The organism is Burkholderia sp. AU27893 (assembly GCF_002223205.1).
In the GTDB taxonomy this organism is placed as follows: domain Bacteria; phylum Pseudomonadota; class Gammaproteobacteria; order Burkholderiales; family Burkholderiaceae; genus Burkholderia.
The window spans coordinates 191433-205935 of the sequence record NZ_NKFD01000002.1; the positions used below are offsets into that span (position 1 = coordinate 191433).

Consider the following 14503-nt stretch of genomic DNA (forward strand, 5'->3'; position numbering starts at 1 on the left):
GACACAGAACGGTACGGATTCACGCTTGAAACACGAACGCATCGATTATCGCACGGGCATCCTGTCGTCCCCCGCGGAGGTGCCGGCCGCAGAATGGAACGCGCTGCTCGCCCGCGACGCGCAGCCGACGCCCTTCCTGCGCCACGAATTCCTCGACGCGCTGCACGTCGCACGCTGCGCGGTCGACGATACCGGCTGGTCGCCGCACTTCGTCACGCTGACCGACGAGCGCACCGGCCGCCTCGCGGCCGCCGCGCCCGTCTACGCGAAACAGCATTCGTACGGCGAATACGTGTTCGACTGGGCCTGGGCCGATGCGTACCAGCGCAACAACCTGCCCTACTACCCGAAGCTGCTGTGCGCGGTGCCGTTCACGCCCGTGCAGGGCACGCGCCTGCTCGCGGCCGACGACGACGCGCGCCGCCGACTCGCGGCCACGCTGCTCGCGTTCGCCGAGCAGAGCGACGTGTCGTCGCTGCACGTGTTGTTCCCGACCGGCGACGAAGCGGCGCTGCTCGAATCGATGGGGATGATGCTGCGCGAAGGCGTGCAGTTCCACTGGATCAACGACGGCTACCGCCACTTCGACGATTTCCTCGGCACGCTCGAGCAGAAGAAGCGCAAGAACATCCGCGCGGAGCGGCGCAAGGTGCACGACGCGGGCGTGACGTTCCGGCGGCTCACCGGCGACCAGATCACCGACGCCGACTGGCGCTTCTTCTCGCGCTGCTACCGGCAGACCTATCGCGAACACTATTCGAGCCCGTACCTGAATCTCGACTTCTTCCGCACGATCGGCGCGACGATGCCCGAGAACCTGCTGCTCGTGATCGCGGAAGCCGACGGCCGGCCGATCGCGAGTGCGCTCGCCGTCTACCGGCGCGGCGAAAACGGCGGCGGCACGCTGTATGGCCGCTATTGGGGCGCGCTCGAACACGTGCCCTGCCTGCATTTCGAAACGGCCTACTACCAGTTGCTCGAATTCTGCATCGAGGCCGGACTCGATACGTTCGAAGGCGGCGCACAGGGCGAACACAAGCTCGCGCGCGGCTTCCTGCCGACCGTCACGCACTCCGCGCACTGGCTCGCGCACCCGGCGTTCTCGGACGCGGTCGCACACTTTCTCGAACGCGAGACCGAGCATATCCACGCGTACGTCGACGAACTGCGCGAACACGATCCGTTCCGGCGCAGCGGCGCTTAACGTCATCAAGGGCCCCGGCATGCGACGAAGTCACGGCCGGCTTCGCCGCATGCCGCACGGCGCCTTCGGCCCGGTGCGCGACGCGCGTCACCGTCGTCGGCCACGCCTCGATCGCCGACGCGGACGCAATCGCCGAACGCGGGAACAGCGAAGTTTTCATTGATCCGACTGAATCGATCTGTTGTACTTGTCATCCCACTCCAGCGTCCCAGTTCAAAAAAATCGACCGGTCACCATGCTTGACCGGCAGGAGCCGTACCTGACCTCTCGCAGCGGGGGCAACCCGAAGGTCATGGAGAGAGACATGGAGTTACGACAGAAATCGGTATCCGTCCGGGTCTACCGACAGGCGCTCGACGACATGCGCCGCAACGGCTTCGACATCGCGCCGCTGTATGCGACGCTCGGCATCGGCGCGGCCGATCTCGCCGACGACGCGCGGCGCATCCCCGGTGATCGGCACGTCGCCGCGATGCGGCTGATGAGCGACTGGCCGTTGTCCTGGCATCGGCCGCCGCCGCAGGTCGTGCCGTGGCTCGCGCCGTTCCCCGAGCTCGCGGGCATCACCTGCAACGCCGCGACGCTGCGCGACGCGCTGCACGGCTACCTGCGCTACCGCGAACTGATCGGCAACGTCGACTGGCTTTTCGCGCATGAAACCGGCGACGCGATCGCACTCGAATACGTGAACGAGGGTGACGGCCGGCCCGCCAGCAGCGCGTTCGCGAATTTCGCGATCCTCGTCGCGCTCGCGCGCCTGTACGATCCGCACGTGCGGATCGACGAAGCCGCGTTCGCGGGCCGCGCGTTCGCGCCGACGGCCGCGTTGCGCGATCTCCTCGGCGCGACGGTTTCGTTCGATGCCGCATGCAACCGCGTCGTGCTGCGCTCAGCGCGCTTCGACACGCCGTTCGAGTGCTACAACGCGCCGCTCGCGGACATCCAGCGTCATGCGGCCGACGCCGCGCGCGAGCGCGTGCGTGCCCGCTCGACGTTCGGCGCGTCGGTCGAGCAATGCGTGCGCGACTGGCTGCGCACGTCCGACGATGCCGACGTGCCGTCCGACACGCTGATGGAGCACATCTGCGCGCGCTTCGCGATGTCGCGCTGGACACTGCGCCGGCGGCTGCACCGCGAAGCGGTCGGGTTTCATGCGCTCGTCGCGCAGGCGCGGCTCGGTGAAGCGCGCGACCTGCTGCTGAATACGCAACTGCCGATCGGCGAGATCGGCGCGCGGGTCGGCTTCCGTTCGACGAGCGCGTTCACGCGCTTCTTCACGCGCGAACTCGGCGCGGCGCCGAGCCGCTTTCGCGACGGGCACGGCGAGTGGTGGCGTTGACGGGCGCTTTTTCTGAGACACTGGCGGCTTCGCATCCTGCCGCCCTGCCATGTCCTGGTTTCTGTATCTGATCGAATGCGCCGACGACAGCGTCTATACGGGCATCACGACCGACGTTGCCGCACGCTTCGACGAGCACGCATCCGGCAAGGGCGCGCGCTATACGCGCTCGCGCAAGCCGCGTGCGGTGCTCGCGTCGTTTCCACTGCCCGACCGGTCGAGCGCGTCGCGCGCCGAGTACTGGGTGAAGCAGCTCACGGCGGCGCAGAAGCGGGAGCTGGCGGCCGGGTTGCGGACGCTGGAGTCGGTGCTGCCGGCCGTCGTGACTGTCGACGCGAGCGGTGATACGACCGGGTTGAAGGCCGGTGCGCGCGGGCGGAAGCAGGCGAAGAACGTCGACCGTGCGGAACAGTCGGTCGAGACGGGCAAAAGCCCGAAGAAGCCCGGAAAAGCCGGGAAAGCCGAAAAGGTCGACAAGCCTGCAGAAGCCAAAGCCCCCGAGTCTCCCACGGCGACAAAAGCCGCCCCGGTCGCAAAGCGCAAGAAGCCCGAAAGCGATGGCGTCGCAAAAAAGACTTCATCGCGCGACACACTGGTAAAAAAGGACAAGCCGGCCGCACCCGCTTCGTCGAAAGCAAAGGCGCCTGCAGCCAGCGGCAAACTCAGCACGAACGGACGCGAAGATGCCGCGCCCGCATCGGGTCGCCGCCGCGCGGCCGCTGCCCAAGCCGCCGAAGCGCCGGCGGCTCCCGCTACCGCTCGCCGCGCGAAGCGCGCGAAGGACGCGCCGTCCACCGCCCCGTCGCCTGCGGCCGTACCCGCTGCCGTACGCAAGCGACCCCAACGCACAAAACAAAACCGCGCGGCCTCCTGAGGAGACACGCGCGGTTGGCGTTTCGCACGAACCGGCCGTCGGCCGGTACGCCGCTTACTTCTTGTAGTTCGCTGCGCCGTCGGTGATTTCCTTGTGCGCGGCTTCGATGCCGGCCCAGCCTTCGACCTTCACCCACTTGCCCTTCTCGAGCGCCTTGTATTGCTCGAAGAAGTGCTTGATCTGGTCCTTCAGGTACTCGGGCACGTCGTCGATCGACTTCAGGTTTGCCGTCATAGGGCAGATCTTGTCGTGCGGCACGGCGACCAGCTTCGCGTCGACGCCCGACTCGTCGGTCATCTGCAGCATGCCGAGCACGCGCGAGCGCACGATCGAGCCTGCCAGCAACGGGAACGGCGTGATCACGAGCACGTCGACCGGATCGCCGTCGCCCGACAGCGTCTGCGGGATGTAGCCGTAGTTCACCGGATAGCGCATGCCCGTGCCGATGAAGCGGTCGACGACGAGAAGGCCCAGTTCCTTGTCCGCCTCGTACTTCACCGGATCGCTTTGCGCGGGAATCTCGATGATCACGTTGAAATCTTGCGGCAGGTCCTTGCCGGCCGGAACATGATTGAAGCTCATGAGCACTCTCTGTAGGTCGATGGGAATTCGGGACAGGGCGCCGCGGCCGATGCATCGCCGCAGGCGTCCCGCAAGGGAATGCGCCATTATAGCCAATCGACCGGTGGCGTCCGGATGACGATCGGCCGATAATCGTTCCGGATGCCCGGCCGTTGAATCATCGGCCGTGGTACGTGGAATCGGTGTCGGTGGTTGAGGCGCTGTCGCCGGTCGAACGCGAAGCATGGGGCTCGGGTGAGCGCTAAAGCGACAACTCGGGGCGACCGTGAAGCATGGGGCCTGGGTGAGTGCTAAAGCGCCAACTCGGGGCGACCGCGAAGCATGGGACCCGGGTGAGCGCTAAAGCGCCAACTCGGGCCGACCGCGAAGCATGGGGCCCGGGTGAGCGCTAAAGCGCTAACTCGGGGTCGACCGCGAAGCATGGGACCCGGGTGAGCGCTAAAGCGCTAACTCGGGGTCGACCGCGAAGCATGGGACCCGAGTAAGCGCTAAAGCGCTAACTCGGGTCGACAGGAGCTGGCATGGAAGAGGCGAAGCACTTCATCGCGGGCGAATGGACGTTGCCCGCGCAACTGGAAACCATCGCGGTCGTCGATCCCTCCGACGGCCAGCCATTCGCGTCGATCGCCCGCGGCACGGCGCCCGACATCGAGCGCGCGGTCGCCGCGGCCCGCGACGCATTCGCGGGCCCGTGGGGCGCCGCCAGCGCCGCCGAGCGCGGCCGCGTGCTGATGCGCCTGTCGGCACGTGTCGCCGCCTCGATCGAGGAACTCGCCGCGATCGAAGCGCGCGACACCGGCAAGCCGCTGAAACAGGCACGCGCCGACGCAGCCGCGCTCGCGCGCTACTTCGAGTTCTACGCAGGCGCCGCCGACAAGCTGCACGGCGAAACCCTCCCCTATCAAGCCGGCTACACGGTGCTGACGGTGCGCGAGCCGCACGGCGTCACGGGCCATATCGTGCCGTGGAACTACCCGATGCAGATCTTCGGGCGCAGCGTCGGCGCCGCGCTCGCGGCCGGCAACGCCTGTGTCGTCAAGCCGGCCGAGGATGCGTGCCTGTCGTTGCTGCGCGTCGCCGAGCTGGCCGTCGAGGCCGGGTTGCCGGCCGGTGCGCTGAACATCGTCACCGGCTACGGCCATGAAGCCGGCGCCGCGCTCGCACGCCATCCCGGCATCGACCACATCTCGTTCACGGGATCGCCGGCCACCGGCAAGCTGGTCACGCAGATGGCGGCCGAGAACCACGTCCCCGTCACGCTCGAACTCGGCGGCAAGTCGCCGCAGATCGTGTTCGCCGACGCCGATCTCGAAGCGGCGCTGCCCGTGCTCGTGTCCGCGATCGTGCAGAACGGCGGGCAGACCTGCTCGGCTGGCAGCCGCGTGCTGATCGAGCGCGCGGTGTACGAGCCGCTCGTCGAGCGGCTCGCCACCGCGTTCAACGAGCTGCGCGTCGGCCCGAGCCGCGCCGACCTCGACTGCGGCCCGCTGATCAACGCGAAACAGCAGCAGCGCGTGTGGGATTTCCTGTCCGACGCGCAGCACGACGGCATTCCGATGGCCGCGCACGGGCAAGTCGTCGCCGACGCGCCCGAAAGCGGCTTCTACCAGGCGCCCGCGCTGCTGCGCGACGTGCCGCCGTCGCACCGGCTCGCGCAGGAGGAAGTGTTCGGCCCCGTGCTCGCCGCGATGCGTTTCGTCGACGAGGACGAAGCCGTCGCGCTGGCGAACGGCACGCCGTACGGCCTCGTCGCGGGCATCTGGACGCGCGACGGCGCGCGCCAGATGCGGCTCGCGCGGCGCCTGCGGGCGGGCCAGGTGTTCATCAACAACTACGGCGCGGGCGGCGGCGTCGAGCTCCCGTTCGGCGGCGTCGGCCACTCGGGGCATGGCCGCGAGAAAGGCTTCGAGGCACTGTACGGCTTCACCACGCTGAAGACGATCGCGATCCGGCACGGCTGACCGCGCCGCATGCAGCACCCGGCCGCGTGCCGAAGCACGACGACACTCATATCCAGCACAGGAGACACACCATGCGGTTGAGCGGCAAGACGGCAATCGTCACGGGCGGCGGCTCGGGATTCGGCGAAGGCATCGCGAAGACCTATGCGCGCGAAGGCGCGAACGTCGTCGTCAACGACCTGAATGGCGCGGCAGCCGAGCGCGTCTCGAGCGAGATCGCGCTCGCGGGCGGCAAAGCCATCGCGGTGGCCGGCGACGTGTCGAGGCAGGACGACTGGCACGCGCTGCTGCAGGCCGCGCTCGACGATTTCCATGCGGTGCAGATCGTCGTGAACAACGCCGGCACCACGCACCGCAACAAGCCGGTGCTCGACGTGACGGAAGCCGAATTCGACCGCGTGTACGCGGTCAACATGAAGAGCCTGTTCTGGTGCGTGCAGACCTTCGTGCCGTACTTTCGCGAACAGGGCGGCGGCGTGTTCGTGAACGTCGCGTCAACGGCCGGCGTGCGGCCGCGACCCGGCCTCGTCTGGTACAACAGCACGAAGGGCGCGATGATCACCGCGAGCAAGTCGCTCGCGGCCGAACTCGGCACCGACCGCATCCGCGTGAACTGCATCAACCCCGTGCTTGGCGAAACGGCATTGATGACCGAATTCATGGGCTGCGAGGATACCCCCGAGAACCGCAGCCGGTTCCTCGCGACGATCCCGCTCGGCCGCTTCTCGACGCCGCAGGACATCGCGAACGCGGCGCTTTACCTTGCCTCCGACGAAGCTGAATTCATCACGGGCGTTTGTCTCGAAGTCGACGGCGGACGCTGCATCTAGCCGCACCGGGCTGTTCGCTCACCGCGCCGGGGTTCACCGGCCGGCACGACATCCACGCATTGCTTCGCACGAAACCGGATCGGGTGCCGCAGCGCCTTCCCCGGCCAACTATAAGGACAGGAGACAACATGGCAACATCGACGCAGTCGCTGCCGGGCTCGTCCGGCGCATTCGAGGAAGCAACCTACCGCAAGGTGTCGTGGCGGCTCGTGCCGCTCCTGCTGCTGTGCTACGTGGTCGCGTATCTCGACCGCGTGAACGTCGGGTTCGCGAAGCTGCAGATGGCGAGCGACCTGAACCTCAGCGACACCGTCTACGGGCTCGGCGCCGGGATCTTCTTCTTCGGTTATTTCCTCTTCGAAGTGCCGAGCAACATCATCCTGCACAGGGTCGGCGCGCGCGTGTGGATCGCGCGGATCATGGCGACGTGGGGCGTGATCTCGATCCTGACGATGTTCGTCACGACGCCCACGATGTTCTACGTGATGCGCTTCCTGCTCGGCGTCGCCGAGGCCGGCTTCTTCCCCGGCGTGATCCTCTACCTCACCTACTGGTATCCCGCACACCGGCGCGGCCGGATGACGACGTTCTTCATGACGGCCGTCGCGCTGTCCGGCGTGATCGGCGGGCCGCTCTCGGGCTTCATCCTGAAGGCGTTCGACGGCATCAGCGGGTGGCACGGCTGGCAATGGCTGTTCCTGCTCGAGGGCATCCCGTCGGTGCTGGTCGGCGTGGTCGTGTTCCTCAAGCTGGACGAGCGGATCGAGAAGGCGAACTGGCTGACCGACGACGAAAAGGCGCTGCTCACGCGCAACGTCGATGCTGAAGAAGCCACCAAGGAAGACCTGCCGCTCGGCGCCGTGATGTCGAGCCCGCGCGTGTGGCTGATGGCGCTGATCTACTTCTCGTTCGTGATGGGGCTCTACGGCGTCGGCTTCTGGCTGCCGACCATCATCAAGGCGACGGGCGTGACCGACACGTTCATGATCGGCCTGCTGTCGGCGATTCCGTATGCAGCTGCCGTGGTCGCGATGATCCTGATCGCGCGTAGCGCGGACCGGCACCGCGAACGCCGCTGGCACGTCGCGATTCCGGCCGCGATCGGCGCGCTCGGGCTCGTGCTGTCGGTGATCTGGGCGCACCAGACCGCGCTCGCGATGCTCGGCCTCACGCTCGCGACGATCGGCATCCTGACGACGTTGCCGCTGTTCTGGAGCCTGCCGACCGCCTTCCTCGGCGGCACGGCGGCCGCGGCCGGCATCGCGATGATCAACTCGATCGGCAACCTCGCCGGCTTCCTCAGCCCGTACATGATGGGCTGGCTCAAGCAGGCAACGGGCGCCAACGATTCGGGCATGTACATGCTCGCCGGGTTCCTCGTGCTCGGCGGGCTGCTGGCGCTGTCGGTACCGAAGCGGCTCGTCGACAAGTAACGCCGGGCGCATGACGCCCGCCGGCCGATAACCGACCGACACCCGAAACGCCCTGCTGGCCGGAACCGCTCCGGCCGGCGGGGCGTTTCTGCTTCCACGCACGCACCGCTCGAGAGATGCGGGTTCGGTATCCCGTCAACGATGACTCAGCGCCGCCCAGAATATTCCCTATTAATCCATTTATCATGGAACAATAGGGAATATCTTGAGCACCACTGGCCGATCATGTTCCATACCGTCGAAGAATCCGCCGCCCGCCTGCGCCTCCACCCAAAAACCGTCCTGCGCTTCATCCGCGAGGGCAAGCTGCATGCAGCGCGGGTCGGCCGCGCGTACCGCATCCTCGACGCCGACCTTGCCGCGTTCGCGCAAACGAAGCCGGCCGCGCCCGTCCCGCGTGCGGTGCGCGTCACCAGCATCGTCGACATTCCGGATGCGCCGCAGTCGCTGCACCAGTACCTGTCGCGGTCGCTGCATGCGATGGCATCCGGCCGCACGTCGTATGTCGACCCGGTGCGAATCGACGTCACGTTCGATCCCGCCGCCAGCCTGGTCAAGATTATCGTTGCCGCAACGCCGGCCGACACGGCTGCGCTGATGTCGTCGGTCGAGGCGCTGCTGCAGCAAAGCGGGACATGAGCGCGATCTTCAGGTCGCCACGCCACGCCCGCGCGATTCGCGCAGCTTACGAGGCTGCGCTGTCGCATTGGCCGGCTGGACATCGGCGCATCACCGTGCAGACGCGCCATGGCACCACGCATGTGATTGCCTGCGGTCCGGCGCACGCGCCGCCGGTCGTACTGATCCACGGCGCGCAGACGACAGCGGCGAGCTGGCAGCACTACGCGGGCGAATGGTCGAAGCATTTCCGGCTCTACGCGATCGACGTAATCGGCGAAGCGGGACCCAGCGCCCCGTCGCGGCCACCGTTCGCGAGCGACGCGTACGCGCAGTGGCTCGACGACGTACTCGACGGCCTGGGCGTGTCATGCGCCGCGTTCGTCGGCATCTCGCTCGGTGCGCGAACCGCGCTCGATTTCGCGTTGCGGCGGCCAACGCGCGTCACGCGGCTTGCGTTGCTCTGCCCGTCCGGCATCGGCCGGCAGAAACCGTTTCTGTGGTGGGCGCTGCCGCTGTTACTGCTCGGCGATGTCGGGCGCGCGCGCGTGCGACGGCGCGTGCTCGGCCGCCTGCCGCCCGCATCGACGCCCGCCGAGCGCGACACGTTCGCGCTCATGCGCGCCGTGGATCGCGGCTTCCGGCCGCGCCTCGAAGCGGTCCCGGTGTTCGGCGACGGCGCGCTGCGCACGCTGGCCACGCCCGTGCTGGCGATCGTCGGCGGTCGCGACGTCATGCTCGATTCGCGCGAGACACACGATCGCCTGACGCGTCTCGTGCCACACGCGCAGGTCCTGTTTCTTCCGGATCAATACCACTTCATCCGCGGGCAGCGCGACACCGTGCTCGCATTTCTCATGTCGACGGAGCCAACCCGCATGCACCACCGAATCGTTCAGGCAGCCGGCCACCGTGTGCTGGTCCGCGATCCCGCCGCCGGTCTGGTACAACGCGAAAGCGATGCGCTCGACCTCGTTGCGCTCGCGCACGAGCATGAAGCCGACTGGATCGCGGTCCCCGCCGACGCGCTGCACGACGATTTCTACCGGCTCGAAAGTGGCCTCGCAGGCGCCGTGTTGCAGAAGCTCGTCAACTACGGCGTCCGGCTCGGCGTGGTCGGTGAAATCGACCACTGGCTCGCGCGCAGCGAAGCGCTTCGCGCGCTCGTTCGCGAGTCCAATCGCGGTACCTCGGTGTGGTTCGTCTCGAACGAGGCGGATCTACTGCGCAAGCTCGGCGCGTGACGCGTCATCCAGGCCCACCCTGGACGAACAAAAGCCCCGAATGCCGGAAAGGCCTTCGGGGCTTTTTTGCACGGGTTGGTGCGAGCCGCCTGCAGCAGGCGGCCCGAGTGACCGGCATCAGACCACGGTAATCGCCAGCGCGCTTTCGCGGTAATGCTTCGCCGCCTTGTCGGTTTCGCCGAGATGCTCGAACAGGCGCGCAAGCGCGCGATGCGCACGCACCTTCAGCGCCTCGTTGTCGGCCAGCTTCAGTGCCGATTCGAGGAACGACTGCGCCTTGCCCCACAGCTGCTGCTGCTGGCACAGGCGACCGAGCGCGAACAGCAGGTCGGCATCCTCCGGGTGATCCTTCTTCCACCCTTCCGCCTTCTGGATCAACGGCAGCGCATCGGCGCCGGCCGTATCCGGATAACGGCGCAGCAGACGCGCATCCCAGTTGTGCGCGAGCGCGTCCTCGACGATGCGGCGCGCTTCGTTGCGACGCTCGAGCGGCACGAGCAGCTCTGCGGCGAGATCGGCGAGACGCGGCGACTGGCGCTCGACCGGCGACAGCGACTGCCACACCTCGAGCAGCGCGTCCGGGTCGTGCCGGCGTTCGCGCAGCAGGTTTTCCGCGGCCTGCTGGCGCAGCCGCACGGCCGCCGCCGGATGCAGCGCCTCGCGCTTCTCGAGCGCCTTCGCGAGCTTCAGCACCTCGGCCCAGTTCTTCAGCTGCTGCTGCGCGCGCAGCGCGACCTGCTGCGCATGGATGCGCTTGCCGCCCGCCTGCAGGTCGGCCAACGCGGCAAGCGCGCCGTCGGCATCACGCGCATCCGCGCGCATGTCGGCCGCGGCGAGCAGCCGTGCATCCTGCCATTCCGGCGCGTCGACCTTCGACAGCCAGTCGTCGCGGCGCGTGTACTCGTGCATCCGGTGCGCGGCGGTGGCCCCGACGAGACTCGCGGCGCCCAGGTTCGCATCGACCGACAGCGCTTCACGCGCGGCCTTCTCCGCACGCGAGAAGCGGCCCGCATACAGGTTCGCGATCGCGTCGCGCAGCGATGCCTGTGCCTTCTCGTTGCGCGAGCGCGCCCGATACGCGGCGACCCGCTGCGGCATGCGCCAGATGTTGCGCACGATGCGCAGCAGCGCATACACGACGATGAACAGCACGACGATGGCGATCACGAACAGGTTCAGCGACACGTCGACCCGGTACGGCGGATAGACGAGCAGCACCTGCCCGGCGTCGAAACGGCCGACGGTGGCGAGCGCAGCGGCGATCGCGAACAGGACCGCGAGCCAGACGATTCCTCGAAGCGTCATCGTTACCCCCGGCTCTTGAACTGCTGAACGGCGTTCAGGCTCGTGTTCAGGTTCGGCACCGCAACCGTCAGCGATGCGCCGTCAACCTGCTTGAGCAGATCCTCGACGGTCTGCGTGTCCTTAGATGCCTGGTCGAAATACTTCCCGAGCGACGCCTGTGCGGCGTGCAGGTCGGCCTTCATCGCGCTGTCGTTGCGCGCGAGCAGCGACAGGCGGGCGGTCAAGAGGCGCAGCTTCACGTTCTCGCGCACGAAGTAGCCCTGGTCGGGCGACGCGAGCATCGCGTCCGCGTTGTCGATGCGGCGCACCTGCACGAGCCCCTTCAACTGCTGGCCGAGGCCGGCCGAGAAGTCATGCCACCACACCTTCCAGCGCGGCTCGCCGGCCACGGCCGACGACGCGGCGTCAGCCGGCACTGCCTTCGGCGCCTCATGCGGGACGATCGCCTCGCCGGACAGCGGCAGCGCGTCGATCTTCGCGATCGCATCGTCGAGCTTGATCGCGAGGCCGGTGAGGTCGGCCGCCGGTGCGGCCTTCAGCTTCTCGATGTCCAGCGCGAGCGCCTTGCGGACCGTGACCGCCTGCGCGCTCTGCGACGTCGCGAGGCGCGCGTCGGCGTTCTGCAGCGCGATCAGCGCGAGCTGCGTGTTGCCGGTCAGCTGAAGCTGCTGGCTCGCGCTCGACAGCATCTGGTCGACCTCCTCGAGCATCCACGCATCGCGGTTGCGCGACAGGTCCTGGTATTGCTGCTGCAGCGCCTGCTGCGCGCTCTGCGCGTCGGCGAGCTTGCCGTCGAGCTGCGCGAGCTGCGTGTCGACCTGGTGCGTGCTCGCGAGCGCCTGCTCGGTCTTCATGCGCGTCTCGGCCGTCTGCGCATCGAGCGCCTTCTGGCGCGTGACGAACGTGCCGTCGAGCCGGTCGATCTTGCGGTTCAGCGCGTAGCCGCCGACGCCCGCCGCGCAGCCGAGCACGACGACGACGAACCACAGCACCGCGCTGCCGCCGCGGCGCGCGGGCGGTTCGGCGCCCATGTAGGCGGGGCGTGACGGCGGTGCGGATGCAGCGGCCGGCTGGGAAGCGACGCTTTTGGAATCGTTGGTATCTGTCATGCGTTTAGTCACCGGTGCGGCTGTCGCCGGTTGGACGGCCTCCTCGGCCATCGTTCGAAACGCGCGGACGATGCGCTCATCGCCCGCGCCGGTCAGCGTAATCCTATCAAAACCCAATGAACGCGCGGTCTGCTCGATCCGCGGATGCGGCGTCACGAGCGGCGCGTGCTTCAGCGCGTGGATCTCGGCATCGTTCAGATGCGCGCGCGCGAGTTCGTGCAGGTTGCGCACGCCTTCCGAGCTCGTGACGAGCCACGCATGCGGTTCGCCGTGAAGCAGCGCATGCACGCGCTCCCACGCGCCGACGCGCGGCTCGGGCACGACGCGCCGATAGGCGGCGACGAGCGTGACGTCCGCGCCAGCCTCGCGCAATCGTTCGGCGAGCCATTCGCGACCGCCGTCGCCGCGCACGATCAGCACGCGCTTGCCCGCCAGCGCCTGCGCGCCCCCGAACGCGGCCTCGATGCACGCGAACAGGCTTTCCGAATCGTAGTGAGGTACGCCACCGTCGGCCGGTGCCTGCGGCGCGATCACGCGATGCGCGGGCGCCGCGATACCGTGACGCTCGAGCGCCGCGACGCTGCCGGGCCCGACCACGCCGACCGGCAGCGCGTTCGGCCAGATCGCGCCGTACTGCGCGAGCGCGCGGTCGATCGCGTTCGGCGAGACGAAAATCACCAGCGCGTAGTCGGCGAGCGCCGCGAATGCCGCGTCGAGCGGTGCGGGATCGTCGACTGGCGCAATGTCGATCAACGGAAATTCGAGCACGTCGCAGCCGGCCTCGGCCAGTTGCGACGCCAGCGCGCCGGACTGGCCGTCCGGGCGCGTCAGGACAGCGGTGAACGCGCGCGTGCCGCCCGCCATCAGGCGTCGCCCTTGCCGGCGGCCTGCGAGCCCGCGAGCAGCGCCCGGACGATGTCGAGCGCACCTTGCGCCTCGAGCTCGTCGGACACGGCGCGGCCGAGCGCGAGCGCATCGGCGACGGTCACGACGGCCCCGCATTCCTCGGCCGTCAACACGCGCTTGCCGTCGGTCGTCGACACGCGGCCCGTCAGGTACAGTTCGCCCGCGCGCCACACCGCGTGCGCGGCGAGCGGCACCTCGCAGCTGCCGCCGAGCGCGCGCGACACCATCCGCTCGGCCTCGACCGCGAGCGCGGTCTGCGGGTCGTGCAGCGGTGCGAGCCATGCGGCGACGTCGTCGCGGTGCGATGCGATCTCGATGCCGAGCGCGCCCTGGCCCGCGGCGGGCGGGCTCGCCTCGACGTCGAGCAGCGCGCGGATCCGCGCTTCGAGGCCGAGGCGCTTCAGGCCCGCAGCCGCGAGAATGATCGCCGCGTAGTCGCCGCGATCGAGCTTCGCGAGGCGCGTGTCGAGGTTGCCGCGCAGCGGCAGCACGTCCAGGTGCGGGTAGCGCGAGCGCAGCATCGCCTCGCGGCGCAGGCTCGACGTACCGACCACGGCGCCGGCCGGCAGCGCGTCGAGCGACGCGTAGTCGTTCGACACGAATGCATCGCGCGGATCTTCGCGTTCCATGATCGCGGCGAGCGAGAAGCCGTCGGGCAGCGCCATCGGCACGTCCTTCAGCGAATGCACGGCGAGATCGGCGCGGCCGTCGGCCAGCGCGGCCTCCAGTTCCTTCACGAACAGGCCCTTGCCGCCGACTTTCGACAGCGTGCGATCGAGAATCTGGTCGCCGCGCGTCGTCATCCCGAGGATTTTCACGTCACAAGCTGGATATAATTTGCGCAGCGCATCACGCACATGTTCGGCTTGCCACATCGCCAGGCGGCTTTCGCGCGAAGCAATCGTCAACGTCGCGGGCGACTGTGCCTGTTGCGGCCCGGCCGCGGGGGTCTCGGAATTCATTGCTGGAACATCGAAGGACGGGATTGAAGATCGAACAATGGTAGCACGCACGCCCCTGCCCGCCCGGGCCTGGAGCCTGCGCCCGGCCTGCCGCCGAGCGGGTCGCGGCGCCGATGCGCGGATGTGCCGCACGTAG

Annotated in this window: 12 protein-coding genes; 8 read left to right on the forward strand and 4 right to left on the reverse strand. The window is 68.3% G+C overall.

Annotated elements, in window-relative coordinates; all coding sequences use genetic code 11:
• Positions 1-25 precede the first annotated feature (25 nt).
• The 3 genes from CFB47_RS13985 to CFB47_RS13995 all read left to right on the forward strand — a co-directional run bounded on the left by CFB47_RS13985 (position 26) and on the right by CFB47_RS13995 (position 3417).
• Positions 26-1204 (forward strand): GNAT family N-acetyltransferase, encoded by a 1179-nt coding sequence (locus tag CFB47_RS13985; RefSeq protein WP_089461486.1) that lies wholly within the window; start codon positions 26-28, stop codon positions 1202-1204.
• A gap of 304 nt (positions 1205-1508) precedes the next feature.
• Positions 1509-2543, forward strand: coding sequence for an AraC family transcriptional regulator (locus CFB47_RS13990; protein ID WP_089461487.1), 1035 nt, complete (start codon positions 1509-1511; stop codon positions 2541-2543).
• 49 nt (positions 2544-2592) lie between these two features.
• On the forward strand, positions 2593-3417 hold the full coding sequence (locus CFB47_RS13995) for a GIY-YIG nuclease family protein (protein ID WP_089456741.1): 825 nt from the start codon (positions 2593-2595) through the stop codon (positions 3415-3417).
• 54 nt (positions 3418-3471) lie between these two features.
• Here the strand turns inward: CFB47_RS13995 and ppa are convergent, their stop codons facing one another.
• Positions 3472-3999, reverse strand: coding sequence for an inorganic diphosphatase (gene ppa, locus CFB47_RS14000; RefSeq protein WP_034178734.1), 528 nt, complete (start codon positions 3997-3999; stop codon positions 3472-3474).
• A gap of 521 nt (positions 4000-4520) precedes the next feature.
• On the opposite strand from ppa, the gene CFB47_RS14005 reads away from it, so the two are divergent.
• From CFB47_RS14005 to CFB47_RS14025, 5 genes are all read left to right on the forward strand, one after another.
• Positions 4521-5960 carry an aldehyde dehydrogenase family protein gene (locus CFB47_RS14005; RefSeq protein WP_089461488.1) on the forward strand — a complete coding sequence of 480 codons (1440 nt, stop codon included), beginning with the start codon at positions 4521-4523 and terminating at the stop codon, positions 5958-5960.
• Between the two features lie 71 nt (positions 5961-6031).
• Positions 6032-6790, forward strand: coding sequence for an SDR family oxidoreductase (locus CFB47_RS14010; RefSeq protein WP_089461489.1), 759 nt, complete (start codon positions 6032-6034; stop codon positions 6788-6790).
• A gap of 128 nt (positions 6791-6918) precedes the next feature.
• On the forward strand, positions 6919-8223 hold the full coding sequence (locus tag CFB47_RS14015) for an MFS transporter (protein ID WP_089461490.1): 1305 nt from the start codon (positions 6919-6921) through the stop codon (positions 8221-8223).
• 225 nt (positions 8224-8448) lie between these two features.
• Positions 8449-8862, forward strand: a complete 414-nt coding sequence (locus CFB47_RS14020; RefSeq protein ID WP_089461491.1) for a helix-turn-helix domain-containing protein — start codon at positions 8449-8451, stop codon at positions 8860-8862.
• Positions 8859-10085: an alpha/beta fold hydrolase gene (locus tag CFB47_RS14025; RefSeq protein WP_089461492.1), complete on the forward strand. Its 1227-nt coding sequence runs from the start codon at positions 8859-8861 to the stop codon at positions 10083-10085. Before CFB47_RS14020 ends, CFB47_RS14025 begins: the two co-directional genes overlap by 4 nt.
• A gap of 117 nt (positions 10086-10202) precedes the next feature.
• Here CFB47_RS14025 and CFB47_RS14030 read toward each other — a convergent pair whose 3' ends face one another.
• From CFB47_RS14030 to hemC, 3 genes are read right to left on the reverse strand one after another with little or no spacing between them, the layout of a single operon-like run.
• A complete protein-coding gene (locus tag CFB47_RS14030; RefSeq protein WP_089440783.1) occupies positions 10203-11390 on the reverse strand; it encodes a heme biosynthesis protein HemY in 1188 nt (395 codons plus the stop codon).
• Between the two features lie 2 nt (positions 11391-11392).
• Positions 11393-13363 (reverse strand): fused uroporphyrinogen-III synthase HemD/membrane protein HemX, encoded by a 1971-nt coding sequence (gene hemDX, locus CFB47_RS14035; RefSeq protein WP_089461493.1) that lies wholly within the window; start codon positions 13361-13363, stop codon positions 11393-11395.
• A complete protein-coding gene (hemC, locus tag CFB47_RS14040; RefSeq protein ID WP_089461494.1) occupies positions 13363-14367 on the reverse strand; it encodes a hydroxymethylbilane synthase in 1005 nt (334 codons plus the stop codon). The genes hemDX and hemC overlap by 1 nt, the downstream gene beginning before the upstream one ends.
• Positions 14368-14503 lie beyond the last annotated feature (136 nt).

Excerpts from the sequence above, each read along its gene's own strand:
- CFB47_RS14025 (WP_089461492.1), top strand. The coding sequence starts at position 8,859 with ATGAGCGCGATCTTCAGGTCGCCACGCCACGCCCGCGCGATTCGCGCA.
- hemDX (WP_089461493.1), bottom strand. The coding sequence starts at position 13,363 with ATGGCGGGCGGCACGCGCGCGTTCACCGCTGTCCTGACGCGCCCGGAC.
- CFB47_RS14030 (WP_089440783.1), bottom strand. The coding sequence starts at position 11,390 with ATGACGCTTCGAGGAATCGTCTGGCTCGCGGTCCTGTTCGCGATCGCC.
- hemC (WP_089461494.1), bottom strand. The coding sequence starts at position 14,367 with ATGAATTCCGAGACCCCCGCGGCCGGGCCGCAACAGGCACAGTCGCCC.
- CFB47_RS14005 (WP_089461488.1), top strand. The coding sequence starts at position 4,521 with ATGGAAGAGGCGAAGCACTTCATCGCGGGCGAATGGACGTTGCCCGCG.
- CFB47_RS14015 (WP_089461490.1), top strand. The coding sequence starts at position 6,919 with ATGGCAACATCGACGCAGTCGCTGCCGGGCTCGTCCGGCGCATTCGAG.
- CFB47_RS13995 (WP_089456741.1), top strand. The coding sequence starts at position 2,593 with ATGTCCTGGTTTCTGTATCTGATCGAATGCGCCGACGACAGCGTCTAT.
- CFB47_RS14020 (WP_089461491.1), top strand. The coding sequence starts at position 8,449 with ATGTTCCATACCGTCGAAGAATCCGCCGCCCGCCTGCGCCTCCACCCA.
- CFB47_RS14010 (WP_089461489.1), top strand. The coding sequence starts at position 6,032 with ATGCGGTTGAGCGGCAAGACGGCAATCGTCACGGGCGGCGGCTCGGGA.
- ppa (WP_034178734.1), bottom strand. The coding sequence starts at position 3,999 with ATGAGCTTCAATCATGTTCCGGCCGGCAAGGACCTGCCGCAAGATTTC.
- CFB47_RS13990 (WP_089461487.1), top strand. The coding sequence starts at position 1,509 with ATGGAGTTACGACAGAAATCGGTATCCGTCCGGGTCTACCGACAGGCG.